The sequence below is a fragment of the Amycolatopsis sp. NPDC004625 genome (assembly GCF_040609695.1).
Taxonomy (GTDB): Bacteria; Actinomycetota; Actinomycetes; order Mycobacteriales; family Pseudonocardiaceae; genus Amycolatopsis.
Window position 1 is genome coordinate 68,954 of the sequence record NZ_JBEXKX010000032.1, and the last position, 16,926, is coordinate 85,879.

At 72.0% G+C, this 16,926-nt stretch carries 14 protein-coding genes; 7 read left to right on the top strand and 7 right to left on the bottom strand.

Translation table 11 applies throughout. The annotated features are described in order from the left end of the window. Positions 1 to 281: 281 nt before the first annotated feature. Together ABZW17_RS31070 and ABZW17_RS31075 are read left to right on the top strand one after the other, a co-directional pair. On the top strand, positions 282 to 1,364 hold the full coding sequence (locus ABZW17_RS31070) for a DnaJ domain-containing protein (protein WP_354822205.1): 1,083 nt from the start codon (positions 282 to 284) through the stop codon (positions 1,362 to 1,364). A 214-nt stretch (positions 1,365 to 1,578) separates the two neighbouring features. Next, positions 1,579 to 2,184 carry a LysE family transporter gene (locus ABZW17_RS31075; RefSeq protein ID WP_354822208.1) on the top strand — a complete coding sequence of 202 codons (606 nt, stop codon included), beginning with the start codon at positions 1,579 to 1,581 and terminating at the stop codon, positions 2,182 to 2,184. Positions 2,185 to 2,230: 46 nt separating this feature from the next. Here the strand turns inward: ABZW17_RS31075 and ABZW17_RS31080 are convergent, their stop codons facing one another. Next, the gene (locus ABZW17_RS31080) at positions 2,231 to 4,687 is read right to left on the bottom strand and encodes a M14 family zinc carboxypeptidase (protein WP_354822301.1); all 2,457 of its coding nucleotides are present in this window, start codon (positions 4,685 to 4,687) and stop codon (positions 2,231 to 2,233) included. A 182-nt stretch (positions 4,688 to 4,869) separates the two neighbouring features. On the opposite strand from ABZW17_RS31080, the gene ABZW17_RS31085 reads away from it, so the two are divergent. Genes ABZW17_RS31085 through ABZW17_RS31100 form a run of 4 tightly spaced genes read left to right on the top strand, consistent with a single transcriptional unit; the run spans position 4,870 to position 9,682 of the window. Continuing rightward, positions 4,870 to 5,532, top strand: coding sequence for a DUF998 domain-containing protein (locus ABZW17_RS31085; RefSeq protein WP_354822211.1), 663 nt, complete (start codon positions 4,870 to 4,872; stop codon positions 5,530 to 5,532). Beyond that, entirely contained in the window at positions 5,529 to 7,712 is a 2,184-nt protein-coding gene (locus ABZW17_RS31090; protein WP_354822214.1) for a hypothetical protein, read from the top strand. The genes ABZW17_RS31085 and ABZW17_RS31090 overlap by 4 nt, the downstream gene beginning before the upstream one ends. A gap of 45 nt (positions 7,713 to 7,757) precedes the next feature. Next, positions 7,758 to 9,059 (top strand): cytochrome P450, encoded by a 1,302-nt coding sequence (locus ABZW17_RS31095; protein ID WP_354822217.1) that lies wholly within the window; start codon positions 7,758 to 7,760, stop codon positions 9,057 to 9,059. Further along, a complete protein-coding gene (locus tag ABZW17_RS31100) occupies positions 9,056 to 9,682 on the top strand; it encodes a TetR/AcrR family transcriptional regulator C-terminal domain-containing protein (protein ID WP_354822220.1) in 627 nt (208 codons plus the stop codon). The genes ABZW17_RS31095 and ABZW17_RS31100 overlap by 4 nt, the downstream gene beginning before the upstream one ends. Here the strand turns inward: ABZW17_RS31100 and ABZW17_RS31105 are convergent. The 5 genes from ABZW17_RS31105 to ABZW17_RS31125 all read right to left on the bottom strand — a co-directional run bounded on the left by ABZW17_RS31105 (position 9,679) and on the right by ABZW17_RS31125 (position 15,016). Next, positions 9,679 to 10,332: a GTP pyrophosphokinase family protein gene (locus ABZW17_RS31105; RefSeq protein ID WP_354822223.1), complete on the bottom strand. Its 654-nt coding sequence runs from the start codon at positions 10,330 to 10,332 to the stop codon at positions 9,679 to 9,681. The genes ABZW17_RS31100 and ABZW17_RS31105 overlap by 4 nt on opposite strands. Positions 10,333 to 10,487: 155 nt before the next feature. Further along, complete coding sequence (locus ABZW17_RS31110) at positions 10,488 to 11,774, bottom strand: hypothetical protein (protein ID WP_354822226.1); 1,287 nt, start codon at positions 11,772 to 11,774, stop codon at positions 10,488 to 10,490. Between the two features lie 164 nt (positions 11,775 to 11,938). Continuing rightward, complete coding sequence (locus ABZW17_RS31115) at positions 11,939 to 12,814, bottom strand: LLM class F420-dependent oxidoreductase (RefSeq protein WP_354822229.1); 876 nt, start codon at positions 12,812 to 12,814, stop codon at positions 11,939 to 11,941. A gap of 69 nt (positions 12,815 to 12,883) precedes the next feature. After that, a complete protein-coding gene (locus tag ABZW17_RS31120; RefSeq protein WP_354822232.1) occupies positions 12,884 to 14,182 on the bottom strand; it encodes an alpha/beta hydrolase in 1,299 nt (432 codons plus the stop codon). A 39-nt stretch (positions 14,183 to 14,221) separates the two neighbouring features. Further along, complete coding sequence (locus ABZW17_RS31125) at positions 14,222 to 15,016, bottom strand: hypothetical protein (RefSeq protein ID WP_354822234.1); 795 nt, start codon at positions 15,014 to 15,016, stop codon at positions 14,222 to 14,224. Between the two features lie 190 nt (positions 15,017 to 15,206). Between ABZW17_RS31125 and ABZW17_RS31130 the strand changes: the two genes are divergently transcribed. Further along, positions 15,207 to 15,932 (top strand): alpha/beta fold hydrolase, encoded by a 726-nt coding sequence (locus ABZW17_RS31130; RefSeq protein ID WP_354822236.1) that lies wholly within the window; start codon positions 15,207 to 15,209, stop codon positions 15,930 to 15,932. Here ABZW17_RS31130 and ABZW17_RS31135 read toward each other — a convergent pair. Then, the gene (locus tag ABZW17_RS31135; RefSeq protein ID WP_354822238.1) at positions 15,923 to 16,918 is read right to left on the bottom strand and encodes a hypothetical protein; all 996 of its coding nucleotides are present in this window, start codon (positions 16,916 to 16,918) and stop codon (positions 15,923 to 15,925) included. The two genes, ABZW17_RS31130 and ABZW17_RS31135, sit on opposite strands and share 10 nt — an antisense overlap. Between the last annotated feature and the right edge of the window lie 8 nt (positions 16,919 to 16,926).

Below are 16,926 nucleotides of genomic sequence, written 5' to 3' on the forward strand. Positions count from 1 at the left end.
CCAGCCTAGCCGAACATTCGAACACCTGTTCACGGCCATTCGGGTGGAGCTCGACTACGAACCGTCACCGCAAGGCCCGCTTTCGCCCGCGCGGCAACACTTCCGGGTGACACTCAGTCCACAGTGGACATTCCCGGTTCTCCGCCGCCGACGGCAAACTCCTGACACCGCCCTGACCTGCACCGCGGGACCATCACCCGGGCGCGCCGCCGAGGCGGTGACAGACGCCGAAACCCGACCCCATAAAGTCTTCGCGCAGCCATCCGGAGGTGAACGCCCGCGTGCCCGAGGTCGACTACTACGAGGTGCTCGGCGTCCGCCGGGACGCCACGGCGGCCGACGTCAAGACGGCCTACCGCCGGCTGGCCAAGACCATGCACCCGGACGGCGGCGGCACGGTCGGCACGTTCCGGCTGCTGCGCGAGGCCTACGACGTCCTGACCGACCCGGTGGCCCGCGCGCGGTACGACGGCGGCGCAACCGTGGTGCCGGTGCCGGTGCGGCCGCGCCCCCGGCGGCGGTTCGGCGACGAGCCCGGGTTCGTCCCCGGCCTGCCCGACCTCGACGCCGAAGATCTGAGCTGGTGGCACTTCGCCGTCGAGGACACCCGCATGCGGCACGGCCGCCGCCGCGGGCCCGGGCACACGCCGGTGGTCGTCGCGGTGGCCGGGATGGTGCTGGTGCTGCTGCCGCTGGTCACCGGCGTCGGGTTCAGCACGCCGGTGCTGATCGTCTGGCTGCTGCTCACCGCCGGCACGGCGCTGCTGGTCCAGCGCCTGGCGCGCGGGTACCTGCGGGCTGCGAAAGCCCGCGAGGCGTACGCCGAGGAGTTCGGCGGCCGCACCGTCTTCGGCGCGCCGGGCACCGACGAGCCGGCCGAGCGGCTCACGGCCGACCTGCTCGAGGACTACCTGACCCGGCTGCCGGGCGCCCGGATCTTCCACGGCCTCGCCTGGCCCGGCTCGGTGTTCGCCGACGTCGACCACGCGGTGCTGTGCGGCAAGCGGCTGGTGCTGATCGAGTCGAAGCTGTGGCTGCCCGGGCACTACGAGACGGCGGAGGACGGCCGGCTCCTGCGCAACGGACGGCCCTTCCGCGGCGGCGGCAGCCGGCTCGCCGAGAGCCTGGCGGCGTACCGCGAGCTGCTGCCGGGGGTGGCGCTGCGCGGGGCGATGATCGTGTACCCGAGCCGCAGCGGCGACCTGACCACGGCCGACCCCGGCGACCTGCCCGTGGCGCCGATGACGGCGGAGGAGTTCCTGCACGAGATCGGCGAATGGCTGGCCGCGGATCCGTCCACAGTGGACCACGAGACGCTGCGGACCCTGCGCGACCAGGTCGTCGGCGGCGGCCGGGCCGCGTGAGCAGCCCCCGTTTTCCACGCTACCGGAAGGCACCGACGGTTCCGGGACGCCGCGTGGCGGCCATCCACAGGCGCGGCGGCCATCCCCAGCCCGGCCGCGTGCGTCGCCAGGCGAGCGGCTCGCGTCCCCAAGGCAGCGGCGTGCGTCCGCAGACCGGAGCCCCGCGCGCCCAGGCCGATCGCGTCCCTCCGCAGGCCGGCGAAGCCCTGACCCGATGACCCCCGCCGCCGCCCTCGGCACCGTCCTGCTGGCCTACCTCCCGGCCGCGATCTCCCCCGGGCCCAACTTCGTCCTCATCGCCCACACCGCCGCCGCGGGCTCCCGGCGGGCCGCGGTCGCCGTCGCGCTCGGTGTCGTCGCCGCGGGTGGGCTGCTGGCCGCCGTCGCCGTCTTCGGGCTGGGGGCGCTGCTCGCGCGCGAACCGTGGCTCGCCGTCGGCCTGCGGATCGTCTGCGGTGCCTACCTGGCCTGGCTCGGCGTCCGCCTGTGGCTGACCGCGAACCGCCCCGAATCCGCGCCGCCCGCCGCCCGCGGCAACGCGTTCCGCCGCGGCGTGCTCAGCAACCTCACGAACCCCAAGGCCGCGGCGTTCTTCGGCAGCGTCCTCACCGCGGCGCTCCCGCCCACCGAACCGGCCGCCGTCAAGGCCGCCGCGGTCGCGCTGATCGTCGCCGCCTCGGCCGCGTGGCACCTCAGCGTCGCCCTGCTGTTCTCCTCCCCCTCGACCCAGCGCTGGTACGCCCGCGCGAAACCGGCCCTGAACCGCGTTGTGGGCACGATTCTCCTCGCCTTGGGTGTCACCCTCGCCATAACGCCGTGAAGGCCCCCTCGCGCGAACGAGGAGGCCTTCACGGGCGATCGCGGAACTACCGGGTGCCGCCCGACGCGCGCTGCTTCTGCGCGTGCGCGGACCGGGTGCAGACCTCGCCGACGTCGACCGTCTGGCCGCGGTCGGCGAACACGTCCGCCACGCCGACGAGCTTGCCGCTCGGCGACGAGCAGGTCAGCTGGTAGGCCTCCTTCGTGCCGTACGTCGGCGGGATCGGCGACGAGAACGACACGTCACCGGTCCAGTCGTCGACGGCGTTCGGGTCGGCCTGGTCGAAGTTGACCGCCACGGCCCGGTAGTCGCCGGCGGGCGGGTCGAACAGCACGGCGTGCTCGGACGTCGTGCCCCCGTTCGCCGACGAGCTGACCAGGTTGCCCGCCGAGTCGTAGACGAACAGGTCCCAGTCGGTCTGGGTGCTCTTCCAGTTGATGTTGACGCTGAACTTCCCGTTGTCGACCTTGGGCAGGCCGTCGACGTGGAAGGTGAACGAGTCACCCGTGGGGTCGGCCGGGTAGTTCTGGTTGATCGGCGGCACGCCCGCCGGGTTGACGACCCCGAAGCCCTGCTGCGCCGGGCCCTGCGGGTCACGCCCGTACCGGCCGGCCACGTACGGCCGCGTCGACGGGTTGACCGACCACGCGAAGCGGCCGCCGGTGGCGGTGAACTTCGAGTTCAGGTCGTCGGTGTAGTAGATCGGCGGCTTGGTGGAGCCGTCCGGCTGGATCACCGGCGACGTCGGCGTCTGGAACGTCTTGTGCAGCTTGAGCTGGTAGCCCTTCGGCGCCGAGCCGATCAGCGTCGAGTGCTGCTGCGGGTCGGCCGTGTTGCCCAGCATGTCCAGGAACGCCTGCCGGTTGCCGCCCTTGCCGGCGCCGGCCGCGGGCGCGAGGCCCTCGTACTCGGCCACGACGCTGTCGGCGTACGGCCCGTGGAAGCCGTTGCCGCCGACCTCGATGGTGAAGCCCCAGCCGCCGGTGGCCCAGTACGACCAGTCCTCGGTGGTGCCGGTCGTGTCGTAGAGCGCCCAGCTCGGCTCGCTCGTGTAGCCGTTGCGCGAAGCCAGCTTGTCGCCGAGGGCCTTGTAGGCCGGCTCCTCGAGCGGCGCGCGGACGTCCGCCACGCCCGGCGGGCGCAGCACCAGCGCGGCGACGGTGTGCATCGTCAGCAGGTTGGTCACCTGGCGCGAGGCCACGATCGAGCGCACGTTCCGCACCTCGGGCTCGCTGAACGGCGCGGACCCGCGGAAGGTGTCACCGCTCCAGGCCACCTCGGCGCCGTTGCCGCCCCAGAAACCCGCGTAGTTGCGGTTCGGGTCGGTGCCGCGCAGGCGGCCGCCCGGGTTCGCCTTGCACACGCCGGTCGCGAACTGCGGCGGCGAGTCGTTGACGTTGCAGTTCTTGCGCTTCATCTCGTAGTCGAAGCGGGTGAAGTCGCCCTTGGGCTCGGCCTCGCGGGAGATCTCGAAGCCGTCCGGGTTGATGATCGGCACGATGATGTTGCGCGTCTTGCTGACCAGCGACCGGATGGCGGTGTCGCGCGAGTAGCCGTTGACCAGCTCGTACGCCCACTCCATGACGTGCTCGCCGGCCGGCCACTCCCGGGCGTGGTGCACGCCCATGGTGAAGTTCACCGGCTTGCCGTCGGTGACGTTCTTGACGTCGGTGGCGATTTCGACGCCGACGACGTCCCGGCCCTCCCACGTCGATTCCGGCATGGTGAACGCCGAAACCAGGTTCGGGTTCTTGCGGGCGAGTTCCTTCATCTCGAAGTTGTACTCGTAGAGGTGCCGGTAGCTGGTCCGCCCGGACGGCAGCGCCGACGCGGCGGTCGACGCGGCGTACACGCGGTCCGTCTTGGCGTCCTGGACGGACTTGGCCGACAGGTCCGCCTCGATGACCTTCGACTTGAAGCCGCTGTCCTTCAGCGTCTTGCGGTCGGCGTCCCCGGCGAGCACGACCTCGACCCCGGTCGCATCGCCCTTTTCGGTGACGTCGAGGCCGAGGGCGGTCAGCTTGTTCTTGTCGGCGCGGGTGGGCGTCTCGACGCGGACGAGTTCCGCGCGCTGGGTGCCCGTCGGGGTGCCCTGCGGCGTCAGCGCCAGGAAGTCGATCCCGAGCTGGGCCCGGTCGGCCGGGCCACCGTACCGGCAGCCCTGGACGACGAGTTCCTGCCCCTTCTTCACGAAGCTTTCGGCGAGTTCGTGGGTGCGCAACGCCGCCGAGGCGGCGACCACCGCACCGGTGGCCTTGTCGAACACGGCGACGTCCCAGTCGCCTTCGGTGCCCTGGGCCGGCTTGAGCCGCGCCTGGACGAGACCGTCCACGGTGGACGTGACCTCGCGGCGATCGGTGCCCGAGGTGCCCTTGGGCAGCACCTTCGCGAAGCACGAGCGGGCGACGGACTTGTCGGCACGCAGGACGTTCTGCGCGGCGCCGGCGGTCCCGACCGGCAACGCGACGAACGTTCCGGCCAGTGCGACGGCCGAAGCCAGCATCACCAGCCGTCTTGGTGAATTCCCCACAGGAAGCGACCTCCTTGACCGAGGCCGGCAGGACGGACCTACCGGTAGCGAGGGACCATAATGGAGGAAATCCGGCCGGGGTAACCGCCGTAAGTCGTACACGTTGACCAGGCTTTTCACGGGGAGTTCAACCACCGGTCGGCTACGGTCGGTCCATGGTCACGATCCCTGCGCGACGAGCGGTCTCCTTCGCCGGCATCGCGGCCCTGGTGGTGGGCGCGGGCCTGGTGCTGCTGCTGCAGGTCATCCCGCCGACGGACGAGATCAGCGCCACCCGCCGCACGATCAGCGAGTACGGCCTGAGCGACCACAAGTGGGTGTTCGACCTGGCGGTGGTCCTGGTCGCCCTCGGTTCGGCGGCGGGCCTGGCGGTGCTGCACCGCCAGGGCCGCCTCCCGCCGGCGGCGGCGATCCTCGGGACACTGTGGACGGTCGGCTTGCTGGTGATCGTGGCGTTCCCCAAACCGGACTGGGCCACGGTCTCCCGCGCGGACTTCGGCGGCACGCTGCACCGGATCGCGAGCGTGGTGGCATTCGTGGCGTTGCCGCTGGCGGTGCTGGTTGCCGCGCGGGCGGCGTTCCCGTCGTCGCCCGGACGCCGCTGGGTCGCACGCGTGCTGGCGGTGGCGTCGCTGGGCTGGTTCGCGGTGATCCTGGGCGCGGTGGTGGTGGCCGCCACCGAGGGCGGGCGGTGGTGGACGTTGATCCCGCTCGGGCTGGTGGAGCGCGGGATGGCGTTGACGGAACTGGTCGCGCTGGCGGTGCTGCTGACGCCCGGCGTAACCGGGGAGGAGCGGTTGACGACTAGCCGGGAGTGAGCGGAGACGGACTGCCGGTTCTGACCGATTTGACCGCGCCCGAGCAGGAGCTGCTCGACTGTGCCCGGCGCGGGGTGACGGCGCAGGTCAGCGAGCTGCCGGTGCATCTGGTGGTGGTTGCCGGGCCGGAGGTCCGGGGACGTTTCATCCGCGAGCTGCTGCTGGGGCGGCACGGGGAGCTGGATCCACGGGGAGTGCGGCTGGTCGGGGCGCGGATCAGCGGCGACCTGGACCTGTCGCACGTCAAGGCGGTGTCCGGGCTGTACTTGACTCGTTGCACGCTCGAAGGCCGGTTCCGCGCCGCCGATGCCCATATCGAGAACCTGACCTGCACGGAATGCCGGATCGACCACCTCCACGCCGACCGGATTCGCATCGCGGGCGTACTGAACCTGGCCAGGACAAAGGCTGTCAGCAACGGTGCCTACAGCCCGTTACGGCTCTACGACGCCCGTATCGGCGCACTCGATTGCACCGATCTCGAGGTGCGCAGCGACTCCGGTGCCGGCGTCGTTGCCGACCGCCTGCACGTCGACGGCAACTTTCTCCTTCGGCGTGTTCACATCCGCAGCGTCGATGGAGTCGGTGCGCTCCGGCTGCCGAACGCCCGCATCGGAGGTCAGCTGGTCGGGATGGATGCACACGTCATCAACAGCCGGGGGCCGGCCGTCCAAGCCGGCGGCATGCACGTGGGCGGCGACCTGTTCCTGACGAACGCGCGGATCACCGGCACGAGCGACGGCGGCGCGGTGTCGTTGCCGGCCGTGGAAGTCGGCGACCAAATCAACTTGGCCGGAACGGTGATCGGCAATGGCTCCGGACCGGCCGTTATCGCGGACAACATCCACGTCGGCAAGAACCTCGTGCTCAGAACCGCCCGGATCGCCGGCACCGGTGCGGCGGCGGCCTTCCGCATCTCAGGAGCGCACGTCAGGGGCCAGCTGCAAGGCCATGACCTCACGGTCACCAATAACTCCGGGCCGGCCATCATGGCCGATGGGATGAGCGTGGGCAAGGAGCTGTACTTGAGCAACGCCCGGCTCACCGGCGCCCACATTCGCGGTACGCTTCGCCTTTTGGCTGCGAGCATCGGCGGTCAGTTCATCGCCGACAATGCCTGGATCGTCAACAAATCCGGCCCGGGACTCAATGCCGACGGTATCAAGGTCGGAAACGACTTCTTCCTCAACGACACCCGGATTTCGGGGGACGGACCGCTCGGTGCGGTCCGCTTGCTCAACGCCCGGCTCGACAGCCAGCTCGACGGCACCGACCTGCAGATCACGAACAATTCAGGCCCGGGGATCGGTGCGGACCGGCTCACCGTCGGTGGCAACTTCTCCTTGGAAGGAGCGCGAATCACCGGCGACGGCAATCGCGGCGCCCTGCGTCTGCCATCCGCGAAGATCATCGGCCAGCTTGATTTGACCGCCCGATGGATTCGCAACACCCGGGGTGTCGCGATCAACCTCAACGATGCCCGCGCCGACGGCTCGATCTTCCTGCCCCGCCGCATCGTCTGCCCGCAGCCGACAGGCCGTTCTTGTCTCTGGCCCACCAGTATCGCCGTGGATGACTTCACCTTCGGGTCCTTGGCTGACCTTTCCTGGCGGGAGTGGCTGCACCTCATCCGCTTCCACACGAAGTGGTACGCCCCCTCGCCCTACCAGAAGCTCGCCGCCGCCGAGCGCGCCGCCGGCCACGACGGCAATGCCCGCCACATCCTCATCACCCAGCAGCAAGACCTCCAACGCCGCGACTCAGCCGCCCTCGGCGGCCGCCTCACCCGCGTCTTCCACCGCTCCTGGGGCATCCTCGCCGGCTACGGCTACCGGGCGCGTCGCACCGCCGCCGCCCTCGTCATCGCCCTCATCGCCGCCATCGGCGTCGGCCTGGTTGCCGGGCACCTCACCGACGGCACCCACCACGCCGCCGAACGCGTGAGCAGCTTCGCCGAACCGGCCGGGCACCCCTGCACCACCGTCGAACTCGTCGGCGTCGGTCTCGACCGCGGTCTCCCGCTCTCCCCCACCGGTGTCCGCAGCCGGTGCGACCTCAACACCGAAACCACCGCCGGCCAGTGGCTCACCCTGCTGATCTGGCTCATCCAGGCCGCCGTCTGGGGGCTCGCCACCCTGGCCCTCGCCGGGTACACCGGGCTCATCCGCAAACCCGCCTGACCGGCATTAACCTACACTGTAGGTACGCCGACCGGAGGGACTGTCATGACCGGAGCCCTGGCCTGGACCAAGCCCGTCTTGCGGTGGAGCCTCGGGCACGCGCTCCCCCGGACCGTCCTGCGGCGCGAAGCCCGGCGCGGTGACCTGCAGGGACGCATGGTCGTCGCGGCTGCCGAGGGACTGGACCTCGGCGAGCTCTTCGAGGAGATCCGGGCCGCCGGGCCGCTGGCGCGTACGAGGTTCGGGTGGATGACCACCACGCACGCCGCCGTGCGGGAGGTGCTTTCCAGTGATGACTTCCGGGTCGGGGTCATCGGGTCCGACGGTTCCGCGCTCGGGCGGCTCGTCGAATGGTCGGCCGGGGAGCACCTGCACCCCGTGCGGCCGCCGTCGCTGCTCGCCGTCAACCCGCCCGAACACACGCGGTACCGCAAGCTCGTCACCGGCGTTTTCACCGTGCGCGCCGTCGAACAGCTGCGTGGCCGGGTGCAGGAGATCGCCGACAGCCTGCTCGACGGGCTCGATCCCGCGCGCCCGCTCGACCTCGTCGAGTCCTACTGCGGCCTGCTGCCCGTGACGGTCATCAGCCAGATCCTCGGCGTGCCGCCCTCCGAGCTGGGCAAGGTGCTGTCCCTCGGCGCGGCCGCCGCGCCCAGTCTCGACCTCGGGCTGGGCTGGCGGACCTTCCGCGACGTCGAAACCGCGCTCGCCGAGTTCGACACCTGGCTCGGCGAGCACCTCGACCACCTGCGCCGGCACCCCGGTGACGACCTGTTCAGCAAGCTCGTCGCCGCTCGCGACGGCGGGGTCGGGCTCACCGAAACCGAGCTCAAGTCCACCGCCGGCCTGGTGCTGGCGGCCGGCTTCGAAACGACCGTCAACCTGCTCGGCAGCGGCATCGCCCTGCTCGCCGGCGACCCCGGGCAGCTCGCCGTGCTGCGCGAGCGGCCCGAACTGTGGGGCAACGCCGTCGAGGAGGTGCTCCGGTACGACCCGCCGGTTCTGCTGACCGGGCGCCTGGCCACCCGCGCCACCGAGGTCGCCGGGGTTCCGCTGCCGCGCGGCGCGCTGGTCACCACGGTGCTGGCCGGCGCCAACCGCGACCCCGGGGTGTTCGCCGCCCCGGCCGTCTTCGACGTCACCCGGGCCGGCGCGCGCGACCACGTGTCGTTCGGCGCCGGCCGCCACCACTGCCTGGGTGCGTCGCTGGCGCGGATGGAAGGCGAGATCGGGCTGCGCACCCTCTTCGACCGGTTCCCCGGCCTGCGCGTGCTGCCCGGCGGCCGCCGCCGGTCGACGCGGATCCTGCGGGGGTACGAGAGCCTGCCGGCCGTCCTCGCGCCGTGACGACCCGGCGCGGACGGCCACCCCGGAACGTCCTGTCGCGCGAACGGATCCTGCTCGCCGGGCTCGCCCTGGTCGACGAGGAGGGCTTGGGCGCGGTGAGCATGCGCAAGCTCGCGCGCCGGCTCGGCGTCGACCCGATGAGCCTGTACAACCACGTCGACGGCAAAGACGCATTGCTGGACGGGATCGCCGAGGTGCTGCTCGCCGCGATCCCGGCGCCGCCGCCGGACGCGGGTCTGCGGGAGACGATGTCCGCGCTGGCCCACTCCTTCCGCGCCGCGATGCTCGGCCACCCGCGCGCCGCGCCGCTCGTGCTCAGCCGGCGCCTCGCGTCGATGACGGCGCTGGCGCCGGTGGAGGCGGTGCTCGCGCCGCTGCTCGCGGCGGGGTTCCCGCCGGACCGCGCGGTGCACGGGCTGCGCGCGGTGCTGGCGTTCCTCATCGGCACGTTGATGCGCGAGGTCGAGGCGGCGCCAACGTTCAGCGGCGCGCACCGGCTCGCCGAGCTCGAAGGCTCCGGATTGCCGGCCGTCGCGGCGGCGGCGCCGTTCCTGGCCGTGTGCGACCACGAAGCGGAGTTCGCGTTCGGGCTGGGGATCCTGCTCGACGCCCTCGAGCCTTAGCGGATCCGCTCGTGCAGGGCGGCCATCCGGGCGTCGAGGTCGGCGGCGGTCCTGGCCGCCGCCGCGAGCTCGCCCGCGAAGTCCGGCGGCACGCTGTCGCGGTACTTGTACGACAGCTTGTGCTCGACCGCCGCCCAGAAGTCCATGGCGATCGTGCGCAGCTGCACCTCCACCTTGACCTTTTCGACGCGGTCGGAGAGGAACACCGGGATGCGGACGATGAGGTGCAGGCTGCGGTAGCCGTTGGCCTTCGGCCGCGCGATGTAGTCCTTGGTCCGCAGCAGCTCGACGTCGTCCTGCGCGGTGAGCATGCGGGCGACCTCGTGCACGTCGGAGACGAACGGGCAGACGACCCGGATCCCGGCGATGTCGTCGAGGACGTGGGCGGCGGAGACCCAGTCGGCGCCGAGGCCGCGGCGGTGCACCTTTTCCTTGATCGCCTCGGGCCGCTTCACCCGGCTCGTGATGTGCTCGATCGGGTCGTGCTGGTGGACGAAGTCGAACTCCTCGCTGAGGATCCGCAGCTTCGTCATCAGCTCTTCGATGGCGAACTTGTACATCAGGAGGAACCGCGGGAGCTGCCCGGCGACGGCGAGCTCGTCGGCCACCTCGCGCAGGGAAGCGTCCTCGGCCGCCGGGTCGGTGGTCACTGAAGCCTCGTGCTGTCGTCGGTCGTTTTCCGAGCGCCAGAGTACTGCGCTCTGTGTGGTCAACGAACGGCGACGGGCCGGAGTTCCCGCCGGTCACCGGATCGGGTCGCGTTCCCGGCCCGGACCGGGGGCGCCGGTCCGGGCCGGGAGGCTGGTCAGCGCCCCGCGGGGGCGGTTTCGGCGGGCGCGGTTCCGGCGGCGGCGACACACTGGGCGGCGACGGCACCGGCATCCACGCCGGACTTCTTGTTCTTGGCCTTCTTGTCGTCAGCCTTCTTGCTGTCGGCCTTCTTGTCGTCGGCCTTCTTGTTGTCGGCGGAGGCCATGCCCTGCTGCTGCGCCGCGGCCGCGGGATCGGCGGCCTGGGAGACGCAGTTCAGGAGGGCCGCGCAGTCCTGCGCGGAGAGCTCGGCCGCGTTCTGCTGGCCGGCCATGCCGTTCTGGTCGGCCATACCGTTCTGATCGGCGGCTGCCTTCTGGCCGGCCTTACCGGCGGCCTTGTTCTTGGCGGCCATGCCGTTCTGATCGGCAGCGTTGTTCTTGCCACCCATGCCGTTCTCGTCGGCGGCACCGTTCTGGTCGGCCATGCTGTTCTGATTGGCCATGCCGTTCTGGTTCGCCATCCCGTTCTGGTTCGCCATACCGTTCTGGTCGGCCATCCCGTTCTGGTTCGCCATACCGTTCTGGTCGGCCATGCCGGCGGCCTGGGCCACGCACTTCTGGACCACCGCGCAGGCGGCCGCGGCGTTCTGGTCGGCCGCGTTCTGCTGACCGGCGTTGCCGTTCCCGTCGGCGGCACCCTTCTTGGCCGCCGCACCGTTCTCCGCCGCCATGCCGTTCTCGTCGGCCGCACCGTTCCCGGCCGCCATGCCGTTCTGGTCAGCCGCACCGTTCCCGGCACCCATACCGTTCTCGTCAGCCGCACCATTCCCGGCCGCCATGCCGTTCTCGTCGGCCGCGCCGTTCCCGGCCGCCATGCCGTTCTCCCCGGCCATGCCCTTCTGCTGACTCTTGCCGGCGCCCGACTTCCGGCCGGCCGCGCCCTTCCCGGCCGCCATGGTGCCGTCCGCGTTCTGCTCGTCGCCGGCCGCCGCGTTCTCGGCTGCTCCGGCGATGGCCGCGCACTGGGCCACCACTTCGTTCGCCTGCACCTGGCCCGCGCAGCCCGCCGCCTGGCGCCGTTGCTGGATCTGGGCCACCACCGCCTGGCGGTTGGCGATGCGGGCCGCCGACTGGGCGTCCGGGGCCGCCTGCTGGCCCGCGATGAAACTCAGGTTGTTCTGCAGCGCCGTGTCCAGACCACCGCAGTTCTCCGTCGCCGCGTTGCCCGCCGGGCTGGTCAAGGCGATGGCCGTCGCGGTTGCGCCCGCGACTCCCAGCAGCGCCGCCAGCCCGATCGTCGCGGGTTTGCGGTGTCGTCCTGCCGTGCGCGTGTGGGGCATCAGCCCCTCCTTTCGGTCGCCACCTCACCCAGTCACACGGCTCGGCACGCCGGGCGGTTCACCGGACGGCAAAGAGTCCATTATGGACAGACAGGGGCAGCCGGGATCCGTCCGGCACGCCCTGGGCGACGACCGGAGCCGGGCACCGCGCGGATCCTCGCCGGCTAGCCGAGTTCGGCCAGCTGCGGCACCGCCGGCGCCATGCCCTCGATCCACGCGGCGGGCGAGCCGGTCGTCGGGGTGATGATCACCGTCTGCACGCCGAGCTTCGCGTAGCCGGCCATCGAGCGGACGAAGTCGTCGCGGGTTTCCGGTGTCGGACGCGGGTTGTTCGCGAGGATCGTCTTGCGGATGGTGTCGTAGTCGCGGCCGGCGTCGTCGCAGTGGCGGCGCAGCACGTCCAGCTTGTGCTCGACGTCGGCCGGCGAGCTGCCGAAGAGGTTGCACGCGTCGCCGTACCGGGCGACCAGGCGCAGCGTCTTGCGTTCGCCGGCGCCGCCGATGAGCACCTTGGGCCGGTTGATCGGCTGCGGCGAGCAGAGCGTCTCCGCCAGCCGGTAATGCTTGCCCTCGAACGGGCCGTTGTCCGCCGGGTCCCACATCTGCCGGCAGATGCGCAGCGTCTCCTCCAGCCGCTCGAACCGCTCGGCGACCGGCGGGAACGGCACGCCCATCCCCTGGTGCTCGCGCTCGAACCAGGCGGCCCCGATGCCGAGGGTGGCCCGGCCGCCCGAGAGGACGTCGAGCGTGGTGACGATCTTCGCGAGCAGCCCCGGGTGCCGGTAGGTCACGCCGGTGACGAGCAGCCCGAGGTCGATCCGGGACGTGTGCGCGGCGAGGTAGCCGAGCGTGGTGTAACCCTCCAGCATGTGCGCCTCGGCCGGCAGGCCGGTGGGCTCGATCTGGAAGTAGTGGTCCATGAAGGACAGCCAGGTCGCCCCGGCCTCCTCCGCCGCGGCGCCCACGCGGGCGAGCTCACCGGCGATGGCGGTGGTCCCGCCGTCGATGTCGAAGATGGGGAGGTGGAAACCGAGTTCCATGGGAACGTGCTCCTGACGTGGTCGGCGTGCCCCCACGCTAGGACCTGGAGTGCGCTCCAGCGCAAGGGTTCAGCGCAGGGCCGCGGCGAAGAACCCGGCGATGTCCCGGTCGGACGCCGGTCCTTCGGTCACCGGCACCCCGGCCGCACGCAGGCGGGCCGCGAACTCGCCCGCCTTCCGGCCGCCGTCGAGGAGGAACGGCGGGGCGCCCGGGCCGGCGTGCGCCAGCGGGCTCGCCGCCTGCTGCGTCGCGGGTGACCGGCCGAGCGCCAGCAGGATCGACGCGCGGGTGAGCGCGTCCAGGCCCGTCAGGGCGAAGTCCGCCGGGGCCGAGACCGCGGCCACCGCGCGGACCGTGCTGTCCTGCCCCGCGTACTGGCCGGTGTCCGGCCCGCGCTCGACGCCGAGCAGGGACGCCAGGGTGCCGCCCGTGCCGGTGCCCCACACCGCGATCCGGGCCGGGTCGACGTCCAGCGCGGCCGCGTTGGCCTTCAGGAACCGGACCGCGCACCGGGCGTCGGCGAGCGGGGCCGGCCACGCGGCCGCGGGCGCGAGCCGGACGTCGATCGTGGCGACCGCGAACCCGCGGGCCATCAGTTCGGCGCGCAGCGGGCCGGCGCGCGGGCCGGCGAGCAGGGCGCCGGGGCCGGCGGGCTTGCGATTGCCGAAGACCAGGCCGCCGCCGTGCAGGAAGAGCACCACCGGAGCCGGCGGGCCGCCCGGCCGGCGCGAGACGTCCATCGCCAGCGGGATGCCGTCGGGACGGCAGTACTCGACCGTGCCCGGGCCGCTGTCGAGCAGCGTCGAAGCGCTGGTGCCGGTGACGCCGTCCCCGGCGAGGACGGTGCCCGCCGCGCCGGTCACGATCACCAGCACGAGCACCGGGAACAGCACGATCCACGCCGACACCCGCCGCAGCACCGACGGCCGGGGGTGCGCCCCGCGCCGGGCCACCACCAGGAACCCGGACACCGCGACGACCTGCAGCCCGGCGGCCACCCAGTCGGTGAACCCGGCCACCGTGTCCGCGGGCTGCCAGGGGTCGAACCGCGTCAGCAGCCCCAGCGGCCTGCTGAGCACCCAGAGCGCGAGGCCGGCGAACGCCGTGAGGGCGGCGAAGTGCGCTGTTCTGCGCGTCGGCCACCCGGTCACCGCGACGACGGCGACGAGTTCGACGGCCGCGACGGCCCCGAACAGCATCGCGTACAGCTGCCAGACCCGCCAGAGCGCGGGCACCGCGGCTGCCGGGAGAAGGGCGCCGCCGAGCGCGGCGAAAACCGCCGTGACCAGCAGCGGACCGCGGCGCAGGGGCGGCGGCGAGGCCGTCGACGGGCGGTAGGTGCCCCGCTGCCCGTCGACGACCTTCATCCCGCCAGTGTCACCCCGGACGGGCGGCCTCCGCCACGGCTACTTGCGCGCCGCCGTGTAGTTGCGGAACAGCAGGTACGTGTCGAGGATGTCGGACGACGCGCTCTCGACCGACCGGTAGATCCCCCACTTGGGGCGGACGTAGTCACCCTGGTCGGGGATGTTCACGTTGCTCATGCTGCCCTGCGCGGCGACCGGCGCACCCGATCCGGTGCCATTGCGGATGACGCAGGCCGCCTTGCCCTTCGAGCCCGGCGTGAACGTCCACTCGATCGTGATCCACTTGTCCCGCAGGGGCGACAGGTCCGTGGCCGCGATGCTCGGCGAACCCGAGTTGGCGTAGGCGCGCGCGTTGAGCATTTCCTTGCTGCCGCTGCGGGTCAGGTCCAGCGTCACCCACGGGCCGCCGTTGGTCGACGGCGTCTTCGTCTGGAAGATGTGGGTGAACTTGCTGGTGCCGTGCAGCGACGCCGGGATGTACATCTCGTAGGAGATGGTCCACGTCTCGCCGTTGTGCATCTTCAGCGTGGAACCGTTCTGCACCATGCCTTTCGACTCGGTGCGCTGGCGGTCGCCGCCGCCGGTGGTGTCGCGGTCGTCCTTCCAGATGTTGAACCGGTAGTGGTCGCCTTCGACGACGACGTACTTGCGGTCGGGGTGGTGGTTGCCGCGGTCGGCCTCGATGCCTTCGAAGGCCTTCAGGCCGTCGGTCGCGGGGTCGGGGTGCCACAGCGGGGCCGCGTGGGCGGGGACGGCCGCGCCCAGCACGATCGGGACGGCGAGGACCGAGACGGCGAGCGAGCGCAGGGCCGTCCGGCGGGGGAATTCCGGCATCGTCGGTGTGTCCTTCCTGACGAGCATTCGGCAGGGGTGCACATCGGTCGGCGGACGGACCCGGCAAACCGGGCTGGACATCCGATGTCTTGCGCTATGAAGTTAGAAGGCCGCCCCCGTATTGTCAACGCCGACCCAGTTGCCGCGGTGGTTCGCCAAGAAATCATCGGACCGCTGTAGGCTCGGCAGCATGGAGAAATTCCCCGCCGGCGACGGCCGGGAGCTCGCCTACCGCGAGCTGGGCAGCGGGCGGACGCTGGTGCTGTTCCACGGGTTCACCGGCTCCGGCCGCGACTGGCTCGGCCCGGCGGCGGCCTTCGCGGAGCGCGGGCACCGGGTGATCCTCCCGGACCTGCGCGGCCACGGCGCGAGCGCCGCCCCGCCCGACCCGGCGGCCTACCCGCCCGACGTCCTGGCCGACGACGGCCTCGCGCTGCTGGCCCACCTCGGCGTCGACGAGTACGACCTCGGCGGGTATTCCTACGGCGGCCGGGTGGTGCTGCGCCTGCTGGCCCGCGGCGCCCGCCCCGGCCGCGCGATCGTGGCGGGCCAGGGCCTCGACGCCGTGCAGCGCGCGACCTCCCGCACCGGCACCTACCACCGCGCGTTGACCGCCCTGATCGACGGCGAACCCGTCGAGCCCGGCTCGCCCGCGTACTGGCTCCGGCAGGGCGGCGGGGATCCGGTGGCCCTGCGGCACGTCCTCGGCACCCACGTGCCGACGCCGGACCTGCACCGGATCACCACGCCCACGCTGGTCGTCGTCGGCGCCGAAGACGACGGTCACGCGACCGCCGACGCCCTCGCCGAGGCGCTCCCGAACGGCCGGTTCGCCCGGGTGCCGGGCACCCACTACACGGCGATGAGGAGCCCCGAACTGACGGCGGCGATGGCGGAATTCCTGGCTCAGGCGTAGCAGCCGGCCAGCGCGCCGAAGGCCGCCTTGGGTTCCCACGGAACACCCGGGTAGGTCTCCCCCGTCCCGTCCTCCAGCACCTTCACCACACCCCAGCTCGCCATGTCCAGATCGGCCCGGGGATCGGCCCGGTGCACCAGCCCGTAGCACACGAACGTGCAGGCGAACGCCGCGTCGACGCCCTCCGCCGTGAAGATTTCGACGAGTTCGCGCAGGTAGCGCGCCTGTTCTTCCTCGTCTCGGACGTAGTCGCCGTTCAGCCGGACCGGGACGTCGCCTTCGTACTCGAGGATTTCGCCGCAGCGGGCACCCAGGTCCGCCGCGCCGCGGTACGGCGTAACGCCGAACTCCGTGATCGCGACCGGTTTGCCCGCCGCGACCAGGCTTCGCACGCCCTCGCGGTAGACGTGTTCGACCTCCTTCGAGCGGTGGGCGTCCACCGAGACGATGTCGAAGGGCGTCCAGTCGACGCGTTCCGGCGGAACCGCCGCGTACGTGACGCGGCCGCCGAAACGGGCGCGCACCGCCTCGACCGCGCGGGCCAGGAACTCGTTGACCCGCAGCGGAAGGCCGTCGCGGAGCTCCGGGGACGCCAGCAGGTGCGCGACCCGCGCGGGCAGGTCGTCACCGGGCAGGAAACCGTGGTTGAACAGGCTCAGCTCGGCGCCGGTGACGAAGACGACCTCGGCGCCCGTGCGGCGGACGCGTTCGGCCCGGGCCGCGCCGTCGGCGAGGAGGTCCAGGATCTCCTCCGGTGTGCGGTCCCACGGGAACGGCGAGAACCACACCTCCAGCCCGAGGGCCGCGGCCTCGACGGCGGCGAACTCGATGCGGTCCAGGTCGGTGCCGATCAGCCGGACGGCCGTGCAGTGCAGGTCGTCGCGGATGATCGTCAGCTCGCGGCGGACCAGGTCCGGGTCGAACGGGCGGTTGAACCGGCCGCCGCGCGCCAGCCCGGTGTCGTAGCCGATGCCCTTGGCTCGCATGTGTCCTC